General features: G+C 57.2%; 18 protein-coding genes. 3 read left to right on the forward strand and 15 right to left on the reverse strand.

Going from position 1 to position 24,703, the window contains the following annotated elements; translation table 11 throughout:
* Window positions 1-17: 17 nt before the first annotated feature.
* From P6287_RS16305 to P6287_RS16325, 5 genes are all read right to left on the reverse strand, one after another.
* Complete coding sequence (locus tag P6287_RS16305; RefSeq protein ID WP_192412104.1) at window positions 18-2,861, reverse strand: bifunctional diguanylate cyclase/phosphodiesterase; 2,844 nt, start codon at window positions 2,859-2,861, stop codon at window positions 18-20.
* 200 nt (window positions 2,862-3,061) lie between these two features.
* Window positions 3,062-4,798: an iron ABC transporter permease gene (locus tag P6287_RS16310; protein WP_277974107.1), complete on the reverse strand. Its 1,737-nt coding sequence runs from the start codon at window positions 4,796-4,798 to the stop codon at window positions 3,062-3,064.
* 2 nt (window positions 4,799-4,800) lie between these two features.
* Entirely contained in the window at window positions 4,801-5,766 is a 966-nt protein-coding gene (locus P6287_RS16315; RefSeq protein ID WP_277974941.1) for an ABC transporter substrate-binding protein, read from the reverse strand.
* Between the two features lie 49 nt (window positions 5,767-5,815).
* Window positions 5,816-6,883 carry an ABC transporter ATP-binding protein gene (locus tag P6287_RS16320; RefSeq protein ID WP_277974108.1) on the reverse strand — a complete coding sequence of 356 codons (1,068 nt, stop codon included), beginning with the start codon at window positions 6,881-6,883 and terminating at the stop codon, window positions 5,816-5,818.
* Window positions 6,884-7,449: 566 nt separating this feature from the next.
* On the reverse strand, window positions 7,450-9,150 hold the full coding sequence (locus P6287_RS16325) for a lysophospholipid acyltransferase family protein (protein WP_101761816.1): 1,701 nt from the start codon (window positions 9,148-9,150) through the stop codon (window positions 7,450-7,452).
* Window positions 9,151-9,425: 275 nt separating this feature from the next.
* Here P6287_RS16325 and P6287_RS16330 point away from each other — a divergent pair, with 275 nt between their 5' ends.
* On the forward strand, window positions 9,426-10,046 hold the full coding sequence (locus P6287_RS16330) for a response regulator transcription factor (RefSeq protein WP_101761815.1): 621 nt from the start codon (window positions 9,426-9,428) through the stop codon (window positions 10,044-10,046).
* Between the two features lie 35 nt (window positions 10,047-10,081).
* Here the strand turns inward: P6287_RS16330 and P6287_RS16335 are convergent, their stop codons facing one another.
* From P6287_RS16335 to P6287_RS16360, 6 genes are all read right to left on the reverse strand, one after another.
* Window positions 10,082-10,786, reverse strand: a complete 705-nt coding sequence (locus tag P6287_RS16335) for a proteasome-type protease (protein WP_101761814.1) — start codon at window positions 10,784-10,786, stop codon at window positions 10,082-10,084.
* A 17-nt stretch (window positions 10,787-10,803) separates the two neighbouring features.
* Window positions 10,804-11,604, reverse strand: coding sequence for a transglutaminase family protein (locus P6287_RS16340; RefSeq protein WP_277974109.1), 801 nt, complete (start codon window positions 11,602-11,604; stop codon window positions 10,804-10,806).
* Entirely contained in the window at window positions 11,601-12,530 is a 930-nt protein-coding gene (locus P6287_RS16345) for an alpha-E domain-containing protein (RefSeq protein ID WP_101761812.1), read from the reverse strand. The genes P6287_RS16340 and P6287_RS16345 overlap by 4 nt, the downstream gene beginning before the upstream one ends.
* A complete protein-coding gene (locus tag P6287_RS16350) occupies window positions 12,524-13,963 on the reverse strand; it encodes a circularly permuted type 2 ATP-grasp protein (protein WP_101761811.1) in 1,440 nt (479 codons plus the stop codon). The genes P6287_RS16345 and P6287_RS16350 overlap by 7 nt, the downstream gene beginning before the upstream one ends.
* Window positions 13,964-14,074: 111 nt before the next feature.
* Window positions 14,075-14,689, reverse strand: coding sequence for a cupin domain-containing protein (locus P6287_RS16355; protein WP_101761810.1), 615 nt, complete (start codon window positions 14,687-14,689; stop codon window positions 14,075-14,077).
* A 279-nt stretch (window positions 14,690-14,968) separates the two neighbouring features.
* On the reverse strand, window positions 14,969-15,880 hold the full coding sequence (locus P6287_RS16360; protein ID WP_277974110.1) for a flagellar motor protein MotB: 912 nt from the start codon (window positions 15,878-15,880) through the stop codon (window positions 14,969-14,971).
* Here P6287_RS16360 and P6287_RS16365 point away from each other — a divergent pair.
* Window positions 15,858-17,570 carry an FHIPEP family type III secretion protein gene (locus P6287_RS16365; protein WP_225614435.1) on the forward strand — a complete coding sequence of 571 codons (1,713 nt, stop codon included), beginning with the start codon at window positions 15,858-15,860 and terminating at the stop codon, window positions 17,568-17,570. The genes P6287_RS16360 and P6287_RS16365 overlap by 23 nt on opposite strands.
* A 263-nt stretch (window positions 17,571-17,833) precedes the next feature.
* Here P6287_RS16365 and P6287_RS16370 read toward each other — a convergent pair whose 3' ends face one another.
* Complete coding sequence (locus P6287_RS16370) at window positions 17,834-18,271, reverse strand: DUF559 domain-containing protein (RefSeq protein ID WP_233501762.1); 438 nt, start codon at window positions 18,269-18,271, stop codon at window positions 17,834-17,836.
* 71 nt (window positions 18,272-18,342) lie between these two features.
* Between P6287_RS16370 and P6287_RS16375 the strand changes: the two genes are divergently transcribed.
* Window positions 18,343-18,825 (forward strand): YlaC family protein, encoded by a 483-nt coding sequence (locus tag P6287_RS16375; protein ID WP_101761807.1) that lies wholly within the window; start codon window positions 18,343-18,345, stop codon window positions 18,823-18,825.
* Here the strand turns inward: P6287_RS16375 and P6287_RS16380 are convergent.
* From P6287_RS16380 to P6287_RS16390, 3 genes are all read right to left on the reverse strand, one after another.
* Window positions 18,822-20,234 carry a PLP-dependent aminotransferase family protein gene (locus tag P6287_RS16380; protein ID WP_192412111.1) on the reverse strand — a complete coding sequence of 471 codons (1,413 nt, stop codon included), beginning with the start codon at window positions 20,232-20,234 and terminating at the stop codon, window positions 18,822-18,824. The two genes, P6287_RS16375 and P6287_RS16380, sit on opposite strands and share 4 nt — an antisense overlap.
* Before the next feature lie 81 nt (window positions 20,235-20,315).
* On the reverse strand, window positions 20,316-22,406 hold the full coding sequence (locus P6287_RS16385; protein WP_192412112.1) for a bifunctional diguanylate cyclase/phosphodiesterase: 2,091 nt from the start codon (window positions 22,404-22,406) through the stop codon (window positions 20,316-20,318).
* 158 nt (window positions 22,407-22,564) lie between these two features.
* The gene (locus P6287_RS16390; protein ID WP_192412113.1) at window positions 22,565-24,667 is read right to left on the reverse strand and encodes a bifunctional diguanylate cyclase/phosphodiesterase; all 2,103 of its coding nucleotides are present in this window, start codon (window positions 24,665-24,667) and stop codon (window positions 22,565-22,567) included.
* Window positions 24,668-24,703: the final 36 nt, after the last annotated feature.

Raw genomic sequence — 24,703 nt, forward strand, 5'->3', positions numbered from 1 at the left:
CGGGCGTTTTTTTATGCCTATTCCAACTCTTTCAACCGCAACTCCGACGGCTGCGGACGGCCAAAGAAATAGCCCTGGAATAGCGTACACCCCTCTTCGCGCAGCTTCGCAAACTGCTCGCCGTTCTCCACGCCTTCAGCGGTAATTTGAATATCGAGGCTGCGGCTCATGCCGGTAATGGCGCGGATAATCGCCAGCGCCTCGCGGCTGTCGCCCATATCGTTGATAAACGACTTATCGATTTTGATTTTGTCGAACGGGAATGAACGCAGATAACTGAGCGATGAGTAGCCGGTGCCGAAATCATCCAGCGCAATCTGCACGCCAAGCGTTTTCAAACTCTGCAAGGTGCGGATATTACCGAGCGTGTCGTCCAGCAGCACTGATTCGGTGATCTCCACTTCCAGCCGATGCGGCGCCAGCCCGGATTCCCGCAGCGCACCTTCCACCACCGACACCAGCGAGCTGTTTTTAAACTGCAGCGGCGACAGGTTCACCGACACCGATTGTTCGGTGTTCCAGCTCTGCGCTTCGCGGCAGGCTTCATACAGCGCATAGGCGCCGAGCATGTGAATCAAACCGGTCTCTTCAGCGATCGGGATGAAATCGTTCGGCATGATCAGCCCTTTGATCGGGTGATGCCAGCGCATCAGCGCTTCATAGCCGATGATGCCCTGCTCGTTGGTAATCGGCTGATAGTAAAGCTTAAGCTGACGACCAGAAATCGCATCACGCAGATCGTTCTCAATCACGCGACGGCTGCGCGCCTGATTGTCCATCTCAATGGTGAAGTGTTCGAAGCGATTGCGGCCATTACGTTTGGCTTCGTACAGCGCCATATCGGCGCAGCGCAGCATATGCTCCGGCGTGTTGGTGGCCTGCGAGGTGAGCGCGATGCCAACGCTCAAGCCCACCGACAGATTATGCCCTTCAACGTTGATCGGCGGACGAATCGCCTCGATCAGCCGCTGCGCCACCACCGCCGCTTCATCGGCAGCACGAACATTGGGTAACACAATGGCAAACTCATCGCCGCCAATGCGCGCCAGCGTATCGTGATCGCGCAGCGCGCTGCGCAGGCGTTTTGCGACCACGCGCAGCAGGTCATCACCAATCTGGTGGCCGAGTGCATCGTTGACGTTTTTGAAGTTATCAAGATCGAGACACAGCGTGGCGCTGACCTGGTGGTTCTGACTGTCGACGCGCAGCGCTTCACTCAGCTTCTGGCGGAACAGCACGCGGTTCGGCAGGCTGGTGAGATTGTCGTGATGTGCCATGTGACGAATGCGCGCATCGGCTTCACGCTGGTCGGTCACATCCTCAACAATCAGCATCACGTAGTTCTGACGCATATCTTTGCCGCTAATGGTGGTGGCGCGCGTATGCAGAATGCGCTCGCCGCCCGCCGTCAGCAGCAGCTGTTCGCGCGAGTGAATGCCTTCGCTGCGCAGCGCCACATCCGCCAGGCTGTTGAAGTAATCCCCCAGCTCCGCCGACATACATTCGTGCGGGCGCTTATGCATGATCAGCGCTTTATTAATGCCAAACAGCTGCTCGGCTTTGTCATTCACCATCAGGATTTCACGGCTGATGGCGTCTTCAACAATCACGCACGAGGGAATATTGCTGATGATGGTGTCGAGAAAACCCGACAGCTCCGACATTTTCGCGCTCTGCGACTGGGCCAGATCCCGTGCGCGCAGCAGCTGCTGCTCGTTCTCACGCCGTTCGGTGATATCGCGGGTAATTTTGGCGAAACCGATCAGTTTGCCGCTTTCATCATGAATCGCTTCGATAACAACGTGGGCCCAAAATGCCGAGCCATCTTTGCGGTAGCGCCAGCCTTCATCTTCAAAACGCCCGGTTTTCAACGCAATGCCGAGGTTAGCTTCGGGCGCATTGGCATGACGTTCCGCTGAACTGTAAAACACCGAGAAGTGCTGACCGACAATCTCGTCAGCCAGATAACCTTTAGCGCGCTGTGCACCGTTGTTCCAGTTCACCACGCGGCCCTGCACATCCAGCATATAGATGGCGTAATCGCGCACGCCTTCCACCAGCAGACGGAAGTTCTTCTCCTGCTCGTGTTGTTTACGCAGCAGCGCCTGTTGTTCGGTGCAGTCGCGGGTGATTTTGGCGTAGCCAATCAGCTTGCCGGCATCATCACGAATCGCGTCAATGATGACATGTGCCCAAAATGCGCTGCCATCTTTGCGGTACCGGTAGCCTTCGTCTTCGAAACGACCGGTTTTGAAGGCGGTGGTGAGATTTTTTTCCGGGATATGGTTTTTACGATCCTGGGCGCTGTAGAAGCGTGAGAAGTGCTGTCCAACAATCTCTTCGGCAACGTAGCCTTTCGCGCGCTGTGCGCCTACGTTCCAGTTTTCCACGTTGCCGTCCAAGTCGAGCATATAGATGGCGTAATCACTGACGCCTTCCACCAGCATGCGAAAGCGCTGTTCCTGCTCGCGCTGTTTACGCTGCTGCTCTTGCTGCTCGGTACAGTCGCGGGTGATTTTGGCAAAACCCAGCAGCTCACCAAACTCATCGCGGATGGCGTCGATCACCACATGCGCCCAAAACGCGCTGCCATCTTTACGGTAACGCCAGCCTTCGGTTTCAAAGCGCCCGGTTGCTGTTGCGGTCGCCAGTCCGCGCTGCGGCGCGCCGTTTTTACGATCGTCTTCGCTGTAGAACAGCGCAAAATTCTTCCCTACGATTTCATCGGGCGTGTAACCTTTGGCGCGCTGCGCGCCGCTATTCCAGTTCGCCACCGTGCCATCGGGTTTGAGCATGTAAATGGCGTAATCCACCACGCTCTGTACCAAAAGTCGGTACATGACGTCAGAGTTATTATTCATTGTTATTCGCCTATTGCTGGGCTGGTATCGTCGAAACTTAAGAAAATTCTTAATTATCAAGCAGACTTAAGCGCAAATACGCAGCGCTGACAAGCGCTATTCATCCGCAGACAAATGTTGGTAGGTAAGTTATCGGCAGTGGCGAGAAAATGTTCAGTAGGATACTTCACAAATCATCATACGTTGACGGCAGGCTGGCGTTACGCTTGCCACGGTAAAATGCCGTGCGGCAAGCGTCGCGTCAGGCGTGTGGCAACCGCCATTAATAAGCAAACCACCACAATCATCAGGCAGCCCACCGCCGCCGCCAGCGACGCGGATCCGCCTTCATCAAGGAATACGATGGTCGGTCCGATGGTTTGCGTTTGCGAGGTGACCAGCAGCACCGAAACCTGGATTTCATTCAGCGCGGTGAGAAACACCAGCACGCTGCCCGCCAGCGCCGACGGTGCCGCCAGTGGCAATAAGATGTCGCGCATGCGGCGCAGAAAACCGGCGCCGCACAAACGTGCCGCTTCATCTAATGCCGGTTCCAACTGGGCGAATCCGGCCAGCGTTGGGCGCAGCACCAGCGCGAGGAAGTTCGCCAGATAGGCGGCAAGGATGATCCACACCGTGCCATACAGCGAGACATTAACGATCGGCAGCGGACGCAGGAAAAACAGCATCGCCGCCACGCCGGTGACAATGCCCGGCAGCGCGTAGGTCAGTTCACTCGCCAGCCACAATCCGCGCACTAATTGAGTTCGCCGCCAGCTGAGGAAATAGGCGAGAAACAGCGCGCAAACCGTTAAAATCAGCGCCGCCAGCGTGGTCAATCCGAGGCTGGTGAGAAACGCCTGTCGCACCGCCGGATAACCCCACAACGCGACGCGGAAGTTCTCCAGCGTCAGCGTTTGCCAGCTCAGCGCCTGGCCAAAACCGCTGGTGAGCGCGGTGATCAACAGCGCGCTGAGCGGCAACAGCAAGGTCAGCGCCATCCACAGCCAGGCGACGCCCTCAACCGCCATACGCCCGCGCCCCAACGATTGCTGCCACAGGCGCGGCGCACCGTTGATGCGCACATCATGGCGTCCGCCCAACCAGGCGCTGGCCGCCATGCCCGCCAGCGTAATCACCGCAATCAATAACGCATACACCGCGGTGTTTGGCAGCGCGCTCGGACCAATGCCATTCAACTGCTGATACACCAGCGTGATCAGCGTTGGCACGCGCGCCGGAATCCCCAGCATCGCCTGAATACCGAAGTTGCCCGCCGCCGCAACGAAGGTCAGCGCGGCACCGGCAAAAATCGCCGGTCGCGCCAGCGGCAGCACAATGGTGAACAGGATACGCGCGCGTGACGCACCGCTGGCCTGCGCCGCTTCCACCAAATCGGCGGGCAAACGGCGCAAACCGGCGCGCACGGTGAGGAACACCAACGGCGCATTGTGCGTGCCAAGCAGCAGCACAATGCCGGTTAAGGAGTAGAGCGGCTGCTCGCCGGGCGCAAACCACGGCAACTCAAGCGTGGCGAACAGCAGCGCCAGCGGACTGCCCGGAGCCAGCGCCTGCAGCCAGGCCAGCGCCGTCACCTGCGGCGGAATCATCAGCGGCAGGATAAACGCAAACACCCACGCGGTTTTGGCGCGCAGATCGCTAAGCGCCACCAGCCACGCAGCGGCGGTGCCGAGCACCACGGAAATCAGAGTAGAACTGAGCGCGATGAGCAACGTATTGCCGCTGGCGATCAACACGCGATCGCTCGCCAGCAGGCGCGTTAAGCGTGCGATATCCGGCACACCGCTGGGCGCAATGGCGGTCCACACCAACCGCATCAGCGGCGCCACCGACAGCAAACCAATCAGCAGCACCAGCAGCGCCAGAATCAGCCGTTCGCTGTTAACGTGCGGCGCTTTGCGCGCCACATTGCGCCATTCGTTGCTCAACACGCTCATGCTTAGCCACCAAACAGCGCGCTGAACCGATCGCGCACTGCCGCATCTTCTTTGATCGCTTTCGCCACGTCCGGCGACAGCAGCTTGATTTTATTGATCGGCGTGAAGCCTGCCGGTGCTGAGACGCGATCATCCACCGGACGGTTGCCCTGCTCGACCACCAGCTTCTGGCCTGGCTCGGAAAGCATAAAGTTAACGAAGGCTTTGGCGGCCGGCAGGTTGTGCGCGGTTTTCATGATGGCAACCGGTTCGGTGACATACGACACGCCCTCTTTGGGATAGACCAGATCCACCGGTGAACCCTTTTTCTTCGCCAGAATCACGTCGGCGTCGGTGATTATGCCGTATTTATCCAGCCCGCTGGCGACCGCCTTCAGCGCCGGACCGTTGCCGCCCTGCGGCGCGATGCCGATGGCCGCCAACTTTTGGTAGAAGCTCCAGCCAATCGACGGCGTGTTGATATCGGTGTGCAGCTTGTAGAGCGCCGCGCCGGAGTAAAGCGGGCTTGGTACCGCAATCTGCCCTTTGTTGGCTTCCACCGCCAGCGCGTTCCAGCTATCAATCGGCTGCGCATGCTGGGTGTTGTAGGCAATTACCGTGGCGATGATTTTGGTGCCGAAGAAGGTTTTGTCTTTGTCGTAAAACGATGGATTGATGTGGCTAAGCGGCGCATCGCTGTAGCTGTAGAGATGGTTTTCGTTTTTCAGCGCGCCGAGGTTGATGGCGTCGGCAATCAGCAGCACATCCGGCTTGGCTTCGCCGCTCATCATTTCGGTGCGCAGCACGTTCATTAACTGCGTGGTGCCGTTGCGCGTCCACTCGACCTGCACATTGGGATAGGCGGCTTTAAACGCATCCATGGTTTGCTGGGCAATTTCGGGTGCCTGCGAGGTATAAACCACCAATTTCCCTGCTGGCGCCTCGTCGGCAAAGCTGGCGGCAGAGATCACGAATCCACTGGCTAACATCAACACGTTTAACGTCGTACGCATAGCATTTCCCTGAAGGTTGAAGAGGTTAATAAGGAAGAATCCAGCCGTCACGCAGCGCCACCCCCACAGTGGCGTCGACAACGGGTAAAGGCTGATCGGCCAGCAGCAGCGTGATGCTGCATTCGGGCGCGGCCAGCGGCGTCACGTTGAGCTGATGGTGGCCGCCGCGATAGATCACCCGCTGCACGCGTGCAGCAAACTGCGGTTCGCCCGGCGCGGCTAAGTGGAAATCGACTGCGTGAAAACTGGCTTGCGCCTGCGGCTGCGGGCGCTGATGCGGCGCGCAGCGTAACGACACGCGCAGGCCGCACAGCGTGGCATAAGCGCGGCCCTCGCCGAGCGGTTCGATATCGCTGATCGGCAGCACTTTGCCGTCGTCAATAAAGCGCGCGACCATGGCGTTCGCCGGTTCGCGCCACAGCGTTTGCGGCGTGGCGAACTGCATCACACGGCCGGCATCCATCACCACGATGCGATCGGCCAGCGCCATCGCTTCATGCTGATCGTGGGTAATGTAGAGCAAGGTGGCGTGACTGTGATGATGGAAGTGGCGGAACTCCTCTTCCATGGTGGCGCGCAGGTGGACATCGAGGTTGGCGAGCGGCTCATCGAGCAGAACTAAGGTCGGTTGCGCCACTAAACAGCGCGCCAGCGCCACGCGCTGACGCTGACCGCCGGAGAGATCGGCGGGACGACGGGCGGCGAACATTTCCAATCCCACCAGCTCCAGCGCCTGCTGCGTGCGGCGCTCGCGCTCGGCACGCGCGACGCCGTTCACTTTCAGGCTGTAGGAAACATTTTCCGCCACCGTCATATGCGGCCACAGTGCGTAGCTCTGGAACACCACGCCAAGCTGACGATCTTCCGGCGGCAGATGCACGCCCGGCGCAGCGAAGCAGCGTTCGCCCACGTGGATCTCTCCGGCATCGGCGGTTTCAAAACCGGCCAGCAGGCGCAGCAAGGTGGTTTTGCCACAGCCCGACGGGCCTAATACGGCGATAAATTCCCCCTGCGCAATCTGCAGCGAGATGTCTTGTAATACCGGCTGCGCCGCAAAGGATTTGCGCAGCCCGCGCAGTGTGATTGATGCCATGTTTCTGGCCTTTCGCTAACCGTCCGGCTAAGACCCTACGACACTGTGATGACGATTCCATGACATTGAAGCTGGTCGCCCTAAATGGCGTAATGCTTGTCTGATAAGCAGCGCGCTGACATCGCAGGGGTACCGCCCGCTAAGCATCCAGCAGTCTCAGAATGCCTGGCTTGGTTTTTCGAGAGTCTGCATTTATGCGCATCTGGTTGCCATGAATGGCAATCCCAGGGGATGGATAGCGATTTTGAGTTAAGGATACGCACCACTGCTGCAGCGCGGGTGTTGGGGCGACATCCTAACCCGCTGAACGAATGAGAGATTCCAGGGCGAGCCGCAGGGATGCGGCGAGAGGCGGCGCTGAGCAGGAGCGAATCGCCGCCGGTCCGTCAGGAATCGTAAATGAGTGAAGGCACCGCGAAGCGGCGGGTTGGGCTGGCGCAAGGCCCGGGAGTGCAGAGGGCGCGGCCAGGCGTCCTCTGCTCGGTCGCCGCACCGAAGTGCTGCAACTGCCCAGGTTCAAGGCGAACGAAAGCCGCTCCGTGCTTAACTAAGCGGCATGACGCGATTCACAGATGCATGCCGATATAGCGCTCATAACGTGCGGGCTTCACCCGCGTGAGATCCACCAGCACTAAGCCATCAATACAGTTATTGAAATCGGGATCGCTGCCGAAATCGATAAACTGCACGCCGCCCGGCTCGCACACCTCGGAATATTGCTTGTAGAGCGTGGGAATGGCGGTGCCGAGATTCGCCAGCAGATGTTTCAACCGGCGTAAATCTTCGCTGTAGTTATCGCCGGTGAACTGCGCCAGCACTTCCGGTAACGAGGCAGGATAAGGGCGGCGTGAAGTCGCCAGCGGCAGTTCGGTAGGGAAATAGAGACGATAGAACGCCACCAGCAGATCGCGCGCCGCCAGCGGCATGCCGCCCGAGATCGAGACCGGACCAAATAAGTAGCGGGTTTCGGGATATTTAGCGATGTAGGCACCAATGCCCATCCACAGATAATCGAGGCCGCGTTTGCCCCAATAGGCGGGCTGAATAAAACTGCGGCCCAGCTCCAGCCCCTGATTGATGATCGGCAACATGCGCTCGTCGTAGTGGAACAGGCTGTCGCTGTAGATGCCTTCCAGCCCACGACGCTCCAGCTGCTCGGCGCCCGGAATAAAGCGATAGGCGCCGACGATCTCCAGCGCATCGTCGTCCCACAGAATCAGGTGATAGTAATCGTCATCGTATTTATCGAGGTCGCGACGACGCCCGCTGCCCTCACCCACCGCGCGGAATGCCACTTCCCGTAAGCGCCCGAGCTCACGCAGCAGCGGCACCCAGCTGGCACCGTTGCGTCGCCACAGGTAGATCTGCTTGCCATCCGGCAGCGTGCCGAGTCGCTCGCTCTCCATCAACGCTTTTTTCAGTTCGGCGCGATCTTCCGGCCGCGCAATCGCCGCTTCGGTCTGAAACAAGCCGCGTCGTCCCTGACCAATGCGATACAGATGTTTGCGCAGCCGCTTCGCCAGCTCTTTGCCCGGCGTGTGGCCATCATGCCAGTTGGCAAACGGGATCTGTTCGCCGATGTGTAACTTAATGCGCGAACCGCGCTGACGAAACATTTCGCGTACCAGCATCAGTAACGCGAGCGGCGAGGCAATTTTTGCGGCGGCGTAAAATGCCAGGCTGTTGCGCCCCACCACGTGCACTGGCACGATGGGCGCGCGAGCGCGGGCCGCGAGGCGTAAGAAGCTGTGATGCCAGTGACGATCGCGCACGCCTCGGCTGGAAAGGCGCGACACTTCACCCGCTGGGAAGATAATCAGCACGCCCTGATTATCGAGATGCTGCTGCATGCGCGTTAGCTGTTCGCGGCTGGTACGGTTGCCCATGTTATCCACCGGCAACATCATGTTGTTGATCGGCTCCAGCATCATCAACATGCGGTTGGCGACAATTTTCACATCGCGTCGCACCTGCGAAACCGCCGCCAGCAATGCTAAACCATCCAGCGCACCGAGCGGATGGTTGGCAACAATCACCACCGGGCCACGCGTGGGAATCTGCTCCAAATCGCGCTCGCTCAGTTCACAGCGCACATCAAGATGCTCCAGTACCTGCTCCACCATATCCACGCCTTTCAGATGACGATAGCGGGCGGCAAACGCCTGGAATTCATGTTCGCGAACGGCCCATTTCAGGGCGCTTTTCTGCCAGTTTGCCGGTTGATGACCTGGCCAGTAGGTATCGAGAAGCTGATCAACGGAAAACATCATTCACCTTTTACATGCAGCGGTTTATCGCTTCGACGTTAAAACGGCTTGTTTTCAGATTTATGACTGCTGCGTCGTGAAAGCCTAAAAAGCAGCCACTTGCATTGTTCTTGCGCATAAAAAACAAAAACTCACCTTAAAACCCCAAATTCAAGACATGACTTAAAGCTTATTGTTAAGCAGCGTGAATTAATCTGGTCACACCAGTTAAATTGTTTGTTAAAGGGTGTTTTAACTTTGCGTTTATTTTTTATTTTTTCCTCTGGGCTACACATATGATTCATTCGGTATTTATTGTTGATGACCATCCGTTAATCTGTACGGGCATTCAGGCATTACTGCAGTCATATCACTACGCCATTGCTGGCACAGCTAATAAAAGCGATCTGTTAATTACCGAGCTGCATAGGACACGTCCGGACGTTTTGCTGCTCGATCTCACCATGCCTGGGCGCGCTGGCATTCCGTTGATTACGGACATCAAGCGCGCGTTGCCAGACCTCAAAATCATTGTTTATACCGCTTCAGAAAGCCTTTTTTATCAACGATGTTGCTTACAATTAGGCGTGGAAGGCTATGTGTGTAAACGCGGCAATTTAGACACTCTCCTTACCGCAATAAAAGAGGTGGAATGTGGTAAGCGTTTTTATCCGGTAACGGAGGAAGCGGCCGAGGTAAACGAGTTAATTGAGAGTGAAAAATTGATGAGCCTGACGCGCCGGGAACTGATGGTATTGGTGAAACTGGCGTCGGGAATGACAAATAAAGAGATCGCCTCACAATTGCAACTCAGCAGTAAAACAGTGAGTACCTATAAAATAAAAATCCTGCGTAAATTAGGTTTAAAAGGGATTAGTGGCATTAATATGACAGCAAAATTGAATGAGTTAGTGTGAAAAACCTGGTCGCCATTCATGGCGACCCCACTCAATTAGAGTTTTAACGGTGGCAGCTGCGAAAACACGCTCAACAATCCTTTGCTCCACAGCTGACGAATTTGTGAAAAATAGGGATGCTGTTCGGTGATGTGATATTGCTCGCTATCGCTGAAACTGTCGGTGCGATAGACCATCACATCCAGCGGTAATCCCACCGAAATATTACTCGCTAACGTGGAATCCATTGAAATCAAAGCACACTGCATCGCCTGACTGAGCGGCGTTTCATAGCGCAGCACGCGATCGATAATCGGTTTGCCGTACTTGCTCTCACCAATCTGGAAATAAGGCGTATCAACGCTGGCTTCGATGAAGTTGCCCTGCGGATAGATCTGGAACAGACGCGGCTCCTCGCCACGAATCTGTCCCCCCAGCAGCAGCGTGCCGCCAAACTCCTCGCCATCGCGCTTGATCACCTCGCGCAGCGTTTCACCTACCATCAACGCAATGTCATACAGCGATCGTCCATTCAGCAAATTGGGTTGATCGTTATCGCCGTTATGCCGTCGCAGCAGGCTCAGCACGCTCTGCGTGGTAGCCAGATTGCCAGCGCTTTGCAGCACCAGCGTGCGTTCATCATCGACCTGAAACACATGCAATTTACGGAATGAGGAAATATGATCGACGCCCGCATTGGTCCGCGAATCAGAGACAAAAATCATCCCTGAAGATAAACGCATTGCCACACAATAAGTCATAGTTACGCCTGTTCTGATTACTGCTGCGCATGCACCTGAAGCACCGCAGCCACTGCCAGCATATCTTCACCGCCGCCGCCCAGCCGCATACCGCGCACCGGACAGGCATCGAGATAATCCACACCAACCGCCAGACGTAAATGCTGGCGTGTGCTGCGGGTATTATTGGTGATATCAAAGCTGTGCCAACTGCCATCCAGCCAGGCTTCAACCCAGGCGTGAGTGGCGACGTGCTCAACGTTTTCAGTATAGAGATAGCCGCTTACATAGCGCGCCGGAATTCCCAGAGTGCGACAGCAGGCGAGAAACACGTGGCTGTGATCCTGGCAAACGCCGCTGCCTGCGGCAAATACTTTCGCGGCGGTATCAGTTACCTGGGTGCTGCCGGGACGATACGGCATCTTCAGCAGCAATTCATCCATCAACTTTTCCAGGCTGGCGAGCGGCTTTTCCGGCCGCCAGTAGCGCTGGGCAAACTCGCGGATCTCGGGATTGGGCAGCGTCAGCGGCGTGGCGCGCAGAAACACCAGCGGCGACAAGGCGCACTCCGGATCGGGTGCCCACTCGCCGGCATCAAGGATCTCCACCACACCGCGCGCGGCGATATCGAGTTGCTGATGCGGTGTATCCAGCGTTAGCACATGCATCACGTTGCCGTAAGCATCCTGCGTGCAGGTGGCTGCGCAGGGCAGCTCCAAATCCCACGAGATAATTTGCTGATGCACCGAATTTTGCGGCGTCAAACGCAGATACTGGGTGCTGAGTGTCACCTGCTGCTCGTAGGCGTAACGGGTTTTGTGCTCGATGTTCAGTTTCATTTCGCCTCCAGATAGGTGTGATTGATGCTGTCTGCCAGCGCGTTCAGGCGCGTCAGGAATGCATTGAGCCAGTGCGTTAACCCTTCCTGGGTCAGGCTTTCCCAGGTACTAAACCTGATTTCCGCCAGCAGCACGGTGATCAGATAACGCGGACGATCTTCGCCGCTGCTGCCGATCTGCTCGAGCTGGGTAGCGATCTCATCAATACAGGAGTGCAGCGATCGCGGACTTTCACTGCGCAGGATCAGCATCTCATTCACCAGATCCGGTAACAGCTGCTGCTTAAAGATGGCGTTGTAGGCTTCACGCGCCGACACCGCGCGCAGCAAGGTGTCGAGGCGATAATATTCGCGCACCGAATCGGACTGTTGTTCCAGTAGTTGCTGATTGACGCTCAGCAAACGCGCGGTGCCGTCGCTGCGCTCCATTAGCGTGCCGATGCGGATAAAACTCATGGCATCACCGCGCAGCAAGGTGCCGAACATCGCGCCACGAAACAGGTGCGAGCGCTCTTTCACCCAATCGAAAAAGCTATCGGCGTTGGCGCTGGTAATACCGCGCCGCCGCGTATTGCGCATCTCAATCCACGTCGAGTTGATGCTCTCCCACACTTCCGACGACAAACTGCCGCGCACCGCATGCGCGTTGTTCCACGCCTCCTGCCAGCAGCTGAAAATGCTGCACGGATTGCGATCGTCGAGGGCGAAAAAGTTGAACAGCTGCGGCATGGTGAAGCGGCCGTTGAGGGTTTCAAACAGTTCACGCGTGCCGGTGAGATTAAGCGGCAGCAGCAGATCGTCGCCCTGGTCACCGCGCACCGGCATTAACGACAAACGGTTGGTCACGTCCAATACGCGAGCGAGTTGTTCTGCGCGCTCAAGATAGCGCGCCATCCAATAGAGGCCACTGGCCGTGCGGCTTAGCATGATGCGTCATCCTCCAGAACCCACGTGTCCTTGGTGCCACCGCCCTGCGACGAGTTCACCACCAGCGAACCTTCGTTCAGCGCCACGCGGGTTAAGCCGCCGGGCACCAGACGAATATCCGCGCCGCACAGCGCAAACGGGCGCAGATCAATGTGGCGCGGCGCGAGGCCGTTATCGATAAAGGTTGGACACGTGGAGAGCGATAGCGTGTCCTGCGCGATGTAGTTTTCCGGGCGCGCTTTGAGGCGATCGCGGAAATCACTCAGCTCCTGCTGGCTCGCCACCGGGCCAATCAACATGCCGTAACCGCCCGCGCCGTGCACCTCTTTCACCACCATTTTCGCCAGGTTGGCCAGCACGTAGGTGAGATCCTGCGGTTTGCGGCATTGCCAGGTGGGTACGTTATTGAGGATCGGATCCTCATCGAGATAGAAACGGATCATGTCCGGTACGTACGGATAGATCGATTTGTCATCGGCGACGCCGGTGCCGATCGCGTTCGCCAGCACCACGTTGCCGGATCGATACACCGACAACAAGCCCGGCACGCCGAGCATCGAATCCGGGCGGAACGCCAGTGGATCGAGGAAGGCATCATCAACGCGACGATAGATCACATCGACTTTGCACGGCCCGGCGGTGGTACGCATCATCACCGCGCCATCTTTGACGAACAGATCGGCGCTCTCCACCAGCTCAACGCCCATCTGCTGCGCAAGGAAGCTGTGCTCGAAGTAGGCGCTGTTAAAGCGGCCCGGCGTCAGCACCACCACCACCGGATCGTTGACCGGCGAGCTTTCCCGCAGGGTTTGCAGCAGATGCGAAGGATAACGCTCTACCGGCGCGATGTGCTGCCCGGCGAACAGTTCCGGATAGAGGCGCATCATCATCTTGCGGTTCTCCAGCATGTAGGAGACGCCAGACGGCGTGCGCAGATTGTCCTCAAGAACGTAATATTCGCCGTCGTTATTGCGCACCATGTCTACCCCAACAATGTGCGCGTAGATGTGGCGATGCAGATCGACGCCTTGCATACAGGGCTGATATTGATCGTTCACCAGCACCTGTTCAGCGGGCACGATGCCGGCTTTGAGGATCAGTTGCTGATGGTAGATGTCGTGCAGGAAGGCGTTAAGGGCTTGTACCCGTTGGCGAATGCCGCGATCGAGCATCGCCCACTCGCTGGCAGGTATGATGCGCGGCACGCTGTCGAAAGGAATTAAACGTTCCGCGCCACCGTCATCACCGTAGACGTTGAAGGTGATGCCGACGCGATGAAACAGCAGTTCCGCTTCTTCACGTTTGCGCGCCACGGCCTCTTTGTCCGCCTGTTGTAACCATTCCCAGTATTGCTGGTAGTGAGCGCGGTGTTGGCCATCGCTCAGCCACATCTCATCATAGAATTGTGATGCTATCTGGTAGCTTTCTTTCATGATTTACCCGGCGCTTGTCAGAGGACCTCACTCTCTCCTGCACAAACTGTGCCAGAGGCTTGCCCCGGTAAGGCACACGCGCCGCGTCAACGGAAATGGCTGTTTTGCACTTTACTGGTGCATTAGCTGCTGCGCGATTGGCAGCCAGATCTCCGTCATCGCGCCTTCGCCACCGGTAAAAGGATCGCGGGATGGCAGCGGCACCTGCTGGATCTTCTCCTTCGACGCACGTAAACGCGACGGCTCATCACGCACGGTTTCCGGGGACATGCCTTCAGGATAGGCGCCAACGGTGAAAAAATCCTCTGAGGCAAATACCTGTTTGTGGCCGACGCCCGCCGGGATCAGTACCGCATCGCCTTCACGCAGCGTCACCATGCGACCGCTGTCGCCGCCGAACAGCACTTCCGCCCAGCCAGCCGCAACACCCAGCACTTCATGGGTGTTCGGATGGTAATGCGTATAAGGAAAGATCGGCGCACGCCATGCGGCGGGCCAGCCGTTGCGGGTAAAGGTTTTTTCAAACCAAGCGGCGCTGTCTTCCGTAGGGTTTTCATCGTCATACGGCACAATTCCGGGCCAGATGATCAGCGGCAGCGGGCTGTTGGGCACGCCACCCGACGGCAGCGACAACATCAGATGTTGCGGATTGCTGGAGGATCCAGCGGAAAAGGTGCCGGCGGCGAAAGACATCAGTAACAGCAGGCTGGAGTGGTTGGCAGTCATACTCTTTCTCCGGTTAATCACAATGCTTAATTGTGGCTTACCAAAGTGGCATTGCAATGTGCGCCCACCAACAAAATTCACAAAAAAGAATGATTTAGCTAACTAAAGCCAAATTTATTAGCAACATAATTAACATCTCGTGCGGGTGAATGAGGGTCGCCATAACTGGCGCGCATTTATGCGCACCTGGCCGCAAAGCGGCATGAATTTAATGCAAAAAAAACCGGTGGATTTCGCCACCGGCCGAATCAAAAAAAGCGATTCAAAGGCACTGACAGGTTATCGCAGGCGCTCAGCGATAGGTTTCACAACGTTCTCCCCTTCGCGGCCATAAAACTGGAACAGGGTTTCTGCAGCGGCATCGGTTAACACCAGAATTTCGATGCGGCGATTACGCGCACTCATGGGATCGTCAAGATCGCGCGGCATGCGTGACGCCATGGCATTAACCTGCAATACGCGCGCACTCTCCAGCCCGCCACGCTCCAGCGCGCGGCGTGCCGCCAGCGCACGATCGCCAGACAGATTCCAGTTGTTGTAGGCGGCGTTGCCGCTGTACTGCGCGGCATCGGTGTGGCCGCTGATCATGATTTTGTTGTCGATGCGGTTAAACACCGGGCCGAGCTCGGTAAGCAGTTTCTGGAAGAATGGCGTTAGTACAGCGCTACCGCGTGGGAACATCATGCGATCCTGATCGTCCTGAATCAGAATGCGCAGCCCTTGTGGCAAGGTTTCCAGCATCAGGTAATTTTGCGCGTTATAGCTGTTGATCATCCGTTGCAGCTGGTTGTGTAACAACACCAACTCCGCATCCGAGCGTGACAGCACGCTGTCTAAATCTTCCTGTGGCTTGCTGCCGGCGTTCAAACTGATGTCAGCCTTACCTGGGCTGACAGTCGCTGTTTGCGTCGGCGGGGAAATTGCCATGGTTTCGCCGATAATCGCCGATCCGCCGGAGTTCTCAACGTCAAAAGGATTGAAATTGGTGCCATCAAAAACCGACGTGCCGTTCAATTGCGCGACGATCTCTTTACGCTCCTCTTCACTCACCGCGCCCATGATCCACAGCACCATAAACAGCGCCATCATCGCCAACGTGAAGTCCGCAAAGGCCACTTTCCACGCGCCGCCATGATGCGCATGGTGTGCCTTTTTGCCGCCGCGTTTGATGATCAACTTTGTGGTAGTCACCAAAGGTGCCGAACGTATATCTGAAGTCTCGGCGCGCTTTACGCTTGATGCGTTGCCAGGCAAACAGATGGCGATCGATGCCGATCTCAATGCCGGGTTAATCAATCAGGAACAGGCGCGCACGCGTCGCCAGGATGTGGCAAACGAAGCCGACTTCTACGGTGCAATGGATGGCGCGTCCAAATTCGTACGCGGCGACGCCATCGCCGGCATCATGATCCTGCTGATTAACGTGGTTGGCGGTATTTTGATTGGCGTATTCAAATACGGTTTACCGGCAGGACAAGCGTTTGAACAATATGTCCTGCTGACCATCGGTGATGGCTTAGTCGGACAAATTCCTTCACTGCTGCTCTCAACGGCGGCGGCGATTATCGTGACGCGCATCAGCGATGGTGCGGACATGGGCGATGACATCAAGTCTCAGCTGCTGGCTAAGCCAGGTACGCTGTATACCGCTGCGGCCGTGATGTTTGTGCTGGCGGTGGTGCCGGGCATGCCGCATCTGGTGTTCCTGGTATTTACCGGCCTGCTGCTGTTCGCTGCGTGGCGTCAAAGCCAGAAAATCAAAGCGCCGACGCAAGATCATCACGCTATGGAAGCGATCAGCCAGGCGCTGACGCAGCCGGACGATCAGCCCGCCATCGGTTGGGACACTATCCCGATGGTTGAGCCGATCGGGCTGAATCTCGGCTACAAGCTGGTGACGCTGGTGGATAAAGGCAAAGGTGCGCCGCTGACGCTGCGTATGCGTGGCGTACGGCAAGTGGTGTCGGAAACCAGCGGCGTGCTGCTGCCGGAGATTGCGCTGCGCGAGGATTTCCACCTCAAGCCGGCGCAGTACGCGATCAAGATCAATGGCGTGCGCACCGCCGTCGGCGAAGTGCATGCCGATCGTCTGATGGCGATCCCGACGCCGGAACAGTACGGCGAAATCGATGGCGTATTGGATACCGATCCGGCCTACGGCATGGCGGTGACGTGGATTCTGCCCGAGCAGAAAGCCAAAGCGCTGAACCTGGGTTATCAAGTGGTGGATTGCGCCAGCGTGGTGGCCACCCATGTGAATAAAGTGGTGCGCGAGAATCTGCCGGAGCTGTTTAACTACGATGACATTACCCAGCTGCATCAGCGTCTGGCGAATGTGGCGCCTAAGCTGTCGGAAGATGTGAATGCGGCGGTGAACTACAGCTTGCAGCTGAAAGTGTATCGTCTGCTGCTGAACGATCAGGTGTCGCTGAAAGACATCACCACCATCGCGACGACGTTGCTGGAGAGCGCGGCGATCACCAAAGATCCGATCCTGCTGACTTCCGATGTACGCTATGCCCTGCGTCGCGCCATGGTGGCGGCGATTGCGCCGGACAACAAACCGCTGTCGGCTTATACGCTGGAAAACAGCCTGGAGAATCTGCTGCTGGCGGCGCTGAATCAGGCACAGCAAGCCGGCAAAGTGGCGCTGGATAGCTTCCCGGTTGATCCGAATATCCTGACGCAGCTGCAGAGCACGCTGCCGGTGATGGTGGAGCAGTTGAAAGCGCAGAACCTGACGCAGGTGCTGCTGGTAACGCCGCAACTGCGCCCGCTGATTGCGCGCTACGCCCGTCTGTTTGCCAATGGATTGAATGTGTTGTCGTACAACGAAGTTCCAGATGATGCGAATTTGCAGATTGTGGGTCAGGTGAGTTAGATCGTGCGGGCTGTCTCCGGATCGTGCTGGCTGTATGGAGATCGTGCGGGCTGTCCCCAGATTGTGCTGGCTGTCCCCCATCCCGGCCTTCCCCCGCCAGCGGGGGAAGGAGACGCTGCCACATGCCAGTGCTGAAGCTGCATGTGGCAGCATCTTCCTCCCCCATTAATGGGGGAGGACCGAGGAGGGGGACAGCGTGCACCTACCGAGGAGGGGGACAGCGAGCACGAGCGAAATCTAACAGCGAGCACCCACCACCAGCACTAACCCTCTCGCGCCGCCATAATCACCGCAAAAACCGCGTCCGGCTGCAGCATCACCTCATGATTCCAAAATCTCAGCACCCGCCAGCCATGTCTATTTAACCGTTGCGTACGTTCATCGTCATATCTGATAGTTTCACCATGTTGCGATCCATCGAGTTCAATCGTTAGCCGCTTCTCCAGGCAGGCGAAATCCAAAATATACGGGCCGAAAGGGTACTGTCGGCGAAATCGCATACCGCCACATTGTCTGGCACGCAGCACAGACCATAGCTTTCGCTCTGCTGGCGTCATGTTATTTCTCAGTTCCTTCGCGCGCAGCACATGATGTCGCATGTTATTCATCCTGAAAAAGCGCATCTTGTTTCCGCAATGGCTCAATCTCAACGCATGCAGTGCAATCTTGAGCAACACATCGCAACTGTTATAAAAAAACACAGCGAATCTGTCTCTAATTCGCTTCACTGTTATGTGCTTTACTGGCAGGCAGTGATAATTAGAGGTGAACAATGGACGCGATCAAACAAATCCTGCTCGACGAAATCGCCACGCTGAACCGCGAAGGACAGCGTGATAATTTGCCGCGCTTTAGCTTTTCCTTCCTCAAAACCCATCCGGGGCTCTGGGCCATTATGTATCTGTGCTACGCGCTGTGCGTGGCGCTGATCTTTTCAACCGACATGCTCGGCTGGCCAGCGTTCTGGTTTGCCACAGTGTTTGTGGTGGTGATGAGCGTGCTGATGCTGATGGATATCAACCCGAAATATCGCTTCGAAGATATCGACACGCTGGATTTGCGCGTTTGTTACAACGGCGAATGGTATTACGTGCAGCCGGTTTCTCAACAAGCGCTGGATAAGATCCTCGATAACCCCCACACGCCGGAGCGCGTACGCAGCGGCATTGATCGCCTGATGAAGCAGAAAGGTGAAGTGGATTTCTACGACGTTTACTATCTCACCTGGGGCCACCAGCAGGCGGCCCAGGTTTAACCGTTTAGCGTGCCAATCAGTTTTCCCAACGTCTCTACCGCCGCCTCGGCCCGTGCATCCCACGGCCAGGCGGTGTTGAAGCGGAAACAGTGGCTGAAGCCTTCGCTGCTGGAAAACAGCTGGCCGGGCGCGATGCTGATGCCCTGCTGCAAGGCCAAATGATACAGCTCAGTGGTATTGATCTGCACTGGCAGCGCAACCCAGAGAAAGTAACCGCCCGGCGTATCGCTGATGTTGGCCTCAGCAGGTAATACCCGGCGCAGCGCCTGTTGCGCCAGCTGCTTACGTTTAGCCAGCGTCTGCCTTAGCTTCTTTAAATGCGTATCGTAGCTGCGCGTGCTGAGGAAATCGGCGAGGGCCAGCTGCATCGGCGCGCTGGTCGACAGCGTGCTCATCAACTGAATACGCTGCACGCGCTGCGCATGACGTCCGGCCGCGACCCAACCGACACGAAATCCCGCCACCAGATTCTTCGAGAAACTGCCGCAGTGCAGCACGTTGCCATCAAGATCAAAAGCTTTAGCCGGCAGCGGTTTGTCATGGCCTTCATACAGATCGCCGTACACATCGTCTTCAATCATCGCCACGTTGAAGCGCGCCAGCAGTTCCACCAACTGCTGCTTGCGCTCGGCGCTCAGGGTAAAGCCGAGCGGATTTTGCCGGTTGGTCATCAGCCAGCAGGCTTTCACCGGCCAGCGCTGCAAGGCCTGCTCCAGCTCATCCAGATCCATGCCGTGTTCGACATCGCTGGCGATGGCAATCGCGTTCAGCTTCAGGCGTTCAATCGCCTGTAGCGCACCATAAAACGATGGGTTTTCGAGGATCACCCAATCACCGGGTTCGGTGACGGCTTGCAGGCTGAGGTTGAGCGCTTCCATTGCGCCATTGGTGATGACGATGTCATCCGGCGACAGCGTGATGCCCTGCTGTGCGTAGCGCTGGGCGAGAATTTTGCGCAGCGCTTCATTGCCTGGCGGCAGATTGTTGAGCGCATCGGTGGGCTTTAAGTTGTGTGAGACTTTTACCAGCGAGCGCATCAGCTGGCGCTGCGGGAAGAGTTCGGGATCGGGAAAGGCTGAGCCAAACGGCATGATGGCGGGATTGCGCGTGGCTTGCAGCACGTCGAACACGAAGCTGTTGGTATCCGCCTGATCGGTTTTGCCGATCTCTTGCGTGGGCAGTCGCGGACGGCTTTCGGCGGCGCGCGGCGCCACGTAATAGCCGGATTGCGGCTTTGAGACGATCCAGCCCTGACTCTCCAGCACTTCATAGGCGTGCATCACCGTCATCAGGCTCAACCCGCTCTGCTCCGCCTGCTGACGAAGCGACGGCAGTTTTTCGCCCGGCGGCCAGATGCGCGCCTCGATTTGTGTGCGAAGCTGCTCGACCAACTGCTGATATTTCGCCACCCGAACTCCGATGTAGAGGATTTGGCGGCTAGTTTCCCTCACCCTAACCCTCTCCCGCAAGCGGGAGAGGGAATGAAGGCGTTAAGGCACCTGCTCCAGCGCTAACTCTTCTTGATAAAAATTCGGCAGCTCGCCAATGCGTTCCGGCGGCACCGGTTTACCCAGCAAATAGCCCTGCAACGTATCGCAGCCTAAACCGGTGAGGAACGCCTGTTGATCCTGGGTTTCTACCCCTTCGGCGACCACTTTCAGATGCAACGACTGCGCCAGCGCCACAATGGCGGAGACGATGGTGGCATCTTCCGAATGCGCCTGCAGTTCATTAACAAAAGCGCGATCGATTTTCAGCTCGCTGGCCGGTAACCGCTTGAGATACAACAAGCTGGAGTAGCCGGTGCCGAAATCATCAATCGAAGCCTTCACGCCCATATTGGTGAGCTCGGTAAGAATACGCACGCTCTCTTCCGGATCGCGCATCGCCGTGGTTTCGGTCACTTCCAGCGTCAAAAGTTCAGCCGGAATCTGGTGCTGCGTCAGCGCCTCGGTGACGGTTTCCACCAGATTGCTTTGCTCAAATTGTACAGCCGACAAATTGACCGCCACCGACCAGTGCGGGTGGCCCTGCAGATGCCAGGCACGCAGCTGGCGACAGGCTTCGTTGATCACCCAGTTGCCGATGTTAATGATCATGCCGGTCTTTTCCGCCATCGGCAGAAAGGCGTCCGGCGCCAGCAGACCGCGTGAAGGATGCTGCCAGCGCAGCAGCGCTTCAAAGCCAAGGATCGGGCCGCTCGGCGCGCAGTATTTTGGCTGATAGAACAGGCGTAACTCTTCGTTATCCAGCGCTTGCCACAGATCGTTGTTCAGCTGCAATTGCGACTGCGCCAGCGTGTTCATTGACGGCTGGAAGAAGGTGTAACCGTTGCGGCCGTTGTTCTTGGTGTGATACATGGCGGCATCGGCGTTGAACATCAGCTCGCGATCATCTTTGCCGTCACCGGGGTAAACCGCAATTCCAATACTCAGCGACACCACCAGCTCATAGCGCGAGATATCGAATGGGCGATCCACCGCTTTCACCAGCGTATCAGCAACCGCTGCGGCATCATTGGGTTCATCAATTTCCAGCAGCAGCACAAACTCGTCGCCGCCCATGCGCGCCAGCGTGTAATGCCCTTTCATCTGTTCGGTCATGCGCTCGGTCACGCCAATCAGCAGGTTGTCGCCCACGTGATGGCCAAAAGCGTCATTTACCGCTTTAAAGCCATCCAGATCCATAAACATCAGCGCAAACTGCGTTTTTTCACGGTTGGCTTTATTGAGGGCTTGCTCCAGACGATCTTCCAACAAAATACGGTTAGGCAGACGCGTCAGGTTATCGTGTAGCGCCAGCTGTGCCAGCTCACGGTTGGCTTCCGCCAGCGAGTGGGCGAGGATCGAGGTGCGCGCTTGCAGACGTGCATCGAGCATTGAGACCAGCAAAGTAATGCCGAGGATCGCTAGCGTCACCACCGTCACCACCACCGCCAGCCAGTTGCTGTTTACGCCCATGTGCGTTGCATGGCTGTGCATCGGGAAATTGGCCGCCGCCATGCCGGTGTAGTGCATGCCGGCAATCGCACAGCCCATCACCACCGATGCGCCTAAACGCAACGCGGTGACGCGGCCGTGACCTTCGCGCAGGTTAAACGCCAGCCAGAGCGCGGCGCCTGAGGCCACCAGCGCAATCGCCACCGATGCCGCCACCCAACCCCAATTCCAGGTGATGCCGGGCGTAAACATCAGCGCCGCCATGCCGGTGTAGTGCATTGCTACAACGCCGGAACCCAGCACCACAGCACCGCCACACAATCGCAGCCACGGCAAGGTCGGCGTTGAGCACACCAGCCACAGCGCAAAAACCGAGGCTAATACCGCCACCACCATGGAGGTGACGGTGAGCGTAGGATCATAGCTCATGACCATATCGAGGCTCATCGACAGCATGCCAATGAAGTGCATCGCCCAGATGCCCACGCCCATAGCGAATCCACCGCCGAATAACCAAACCAGCGCCACCTTGCCAGTTGAGGAAGCCACGCGCCCTGCCATATCAAGCGCAGTAAACGAGGCCAGCATCGCTACCAGAATCGAGACGATGACGGTAAACGAATCGTACGAAGTCACTAACATAGTGATTTCCCAAGTAAAAGCCGGTGTAAGTCAGCTGTGGTGTTGTTGTTAAAAAAGTGCGGTCTATTGGTTTTATTGTAGGAATTATCGGCAGCGTAACTGCCGATATGAGTTTTTGAACGATGAAACCTTCCGATGGGGAAGAAACTAAAAATTGTTTATTGCGCGCCCGCCAGCGGCACCACGTTATCGCTAAAGGCCAGCGGCACCGCAAGCGCAGCGGTAAATTCACCGATGCGATCGGCTGGCGTGGGCTTGCCGAGCAGATAACCTTGCAGCGTGTCGAAGCCTAACCCGGTGAGCAAACGCTGCTGCTCCTCGGTTTCGACCCCTTCCGCCACCATGCGCAGGTTAAGCGTTTGTGCCAGCGTCAACATCGCAGTGACCACCGTGGCGTCTTCGCTGCCGGCGCGCAAACTGTTGATAAAGGCGCGGTCGATTTTCAACTCGCTGGCTTCAAGGTGTTTCAAGTGCAGCAAGTTGGCGTAGCCGATGCCGAAGTTATCAATCGCCACTTTCACCCCAAGACAATGCAGTTCGGCAATGCGCTGCTGGCTGAACTGCGGATCGCGCATCGCGATATTCTCGGTAATTTCCAGCATCAACGCCCCGTCAGGGATTTGATGGCGCTGCAATGCCTGGCGCACGCTCTCAATCAAATCACGCTGCTGGAACTGCAGAGCCGAGAGGTTGACCGATACCGTCCAGTCGCCGTTACCTTCATCGTGCCACTGCTTCAGCTGGCGGCAGGCTTCATTGATCACCCAGTTACCCAGCGCGACAATTTGCCCGGTTTTCTCGGCGCGCGCCAGGAACATATCGGGCATCAGCAGGCCACGACGCGGATGCTGCCAGCGCAGCAGCGCCTCGAAGCCCATCAATACGGTGCCACCCGCGCGGAATTTTGGCTGATAGAACAGGCGCATCTCCTGATACTCCAGCGCGTTCCACAGATCGTTAGCCAGCGCCAACTGATGCTGCGCCACCGCGCTCATCGCCGGTTCAAACAGGCACCAGCCGTTACGCCCGCTGTGTTTGGTGTGATACATGGCGGAGTCGGCGTTGAACATCAGCTCCTGCTGGCTGCGACCATGCAGCGGGAAGATAACGATACCGACGCTGAGCGAGACGCGCAGCGAATAGCGATCAAGTTCGAAAGGCGCATCAATGATTTGAACCAAACGCTGCGCCAGTTTGGTGGCCTGATGCAGATGAAATTGCGGGCACAGTATGACGAATTCATCGCCGCCCAGACGCGCCAAAAGAATCTCCTCACTCAGTTCATCGCGCAAACGATCGGCTACCGCGATCAGCAAGCGGTCGCCAACGTGATGGCCCCATGTGTCGTTAATGGCTTTGAAACCATCGAGATCCATGAACATCAGCGCGAAGTTTTCATCCTGCAGCGTCGCCTGCTTGATCGCCGTGGTGAGTTGCTGCTCCAGCATCACGCGATTTGGCAGCGCGGTGAGGTTGTCATGCATCGCCAGCTGGCGCAGCTCGCTGTTGGCGCGCTTGAGTTTGGCAGCGAGACGCGCGGCACGCAGTTGCGCATCCAGCATCGAGATCAGTAACATCAGCCCCAGAATGCTCAGCGTGATAATCGTGACCCACACCGCCATTCCCTCTTCGCTGGCGCCGTGGTGTTGCATGCTCACCGGCATAACGAATTCTGCTGCCGCCATGCCGGTGTAATGCATGCCGGCAATCGCAATGCCCATCACCAGTGCTGCACAGGCGCGCAGCAGCAGCAGGCTTTCGCCCTGGCGCAGATGAAACGCCAGCCATAACGCCGCACCTGATGCTGCGTAGGCAATCAGCACCGAAAGCGTCACCAGCGGCAGATTCCAGTAAATCGGGGTGGCAATCATCAACGCGTTCATGCCGAGGTAGTGCATGACAATGATGCCGCTTCCCATGATTAAGGTGCCGCGAATTAAGCGGCGTCGGGTGAGATGACTGCCCTGCACGCCCTGCGCAAAGGCGAAGATGGCGCTGATAATCGCCACCAGCAATGAGATGGCGGTCAGCTCGACGTTGTAGCGCATGGTCATTGGCATCATCATCGCCAGCATGCCAATAAAGTGCATTGCCCACACGCCGATGCCCATCGCGGTGCCCCCGCCGATCAACCACAGTGTTGCCAGATAACCGCGTGAAACGGCCACGCGCCCGGCGGTATCTAAGGCGGTGAACGCGGCAATGAAGGCCACGATCAGTGAAACGGTAACCAGAACGCTATCCCAGGTAACCAGCAGCATGTGCGCTCCTAAACTCTACCCGCTGCGGAGCGGGTG

The organism is Pantoea sp. X85, from assembly GCF_029623675.1.
GTDB lineage: Bacteria > Pseudomonadota > Gammaproteobacteria > Enterobacterales > Enterobacteriaceae > Pantoea > Pantoea leporis.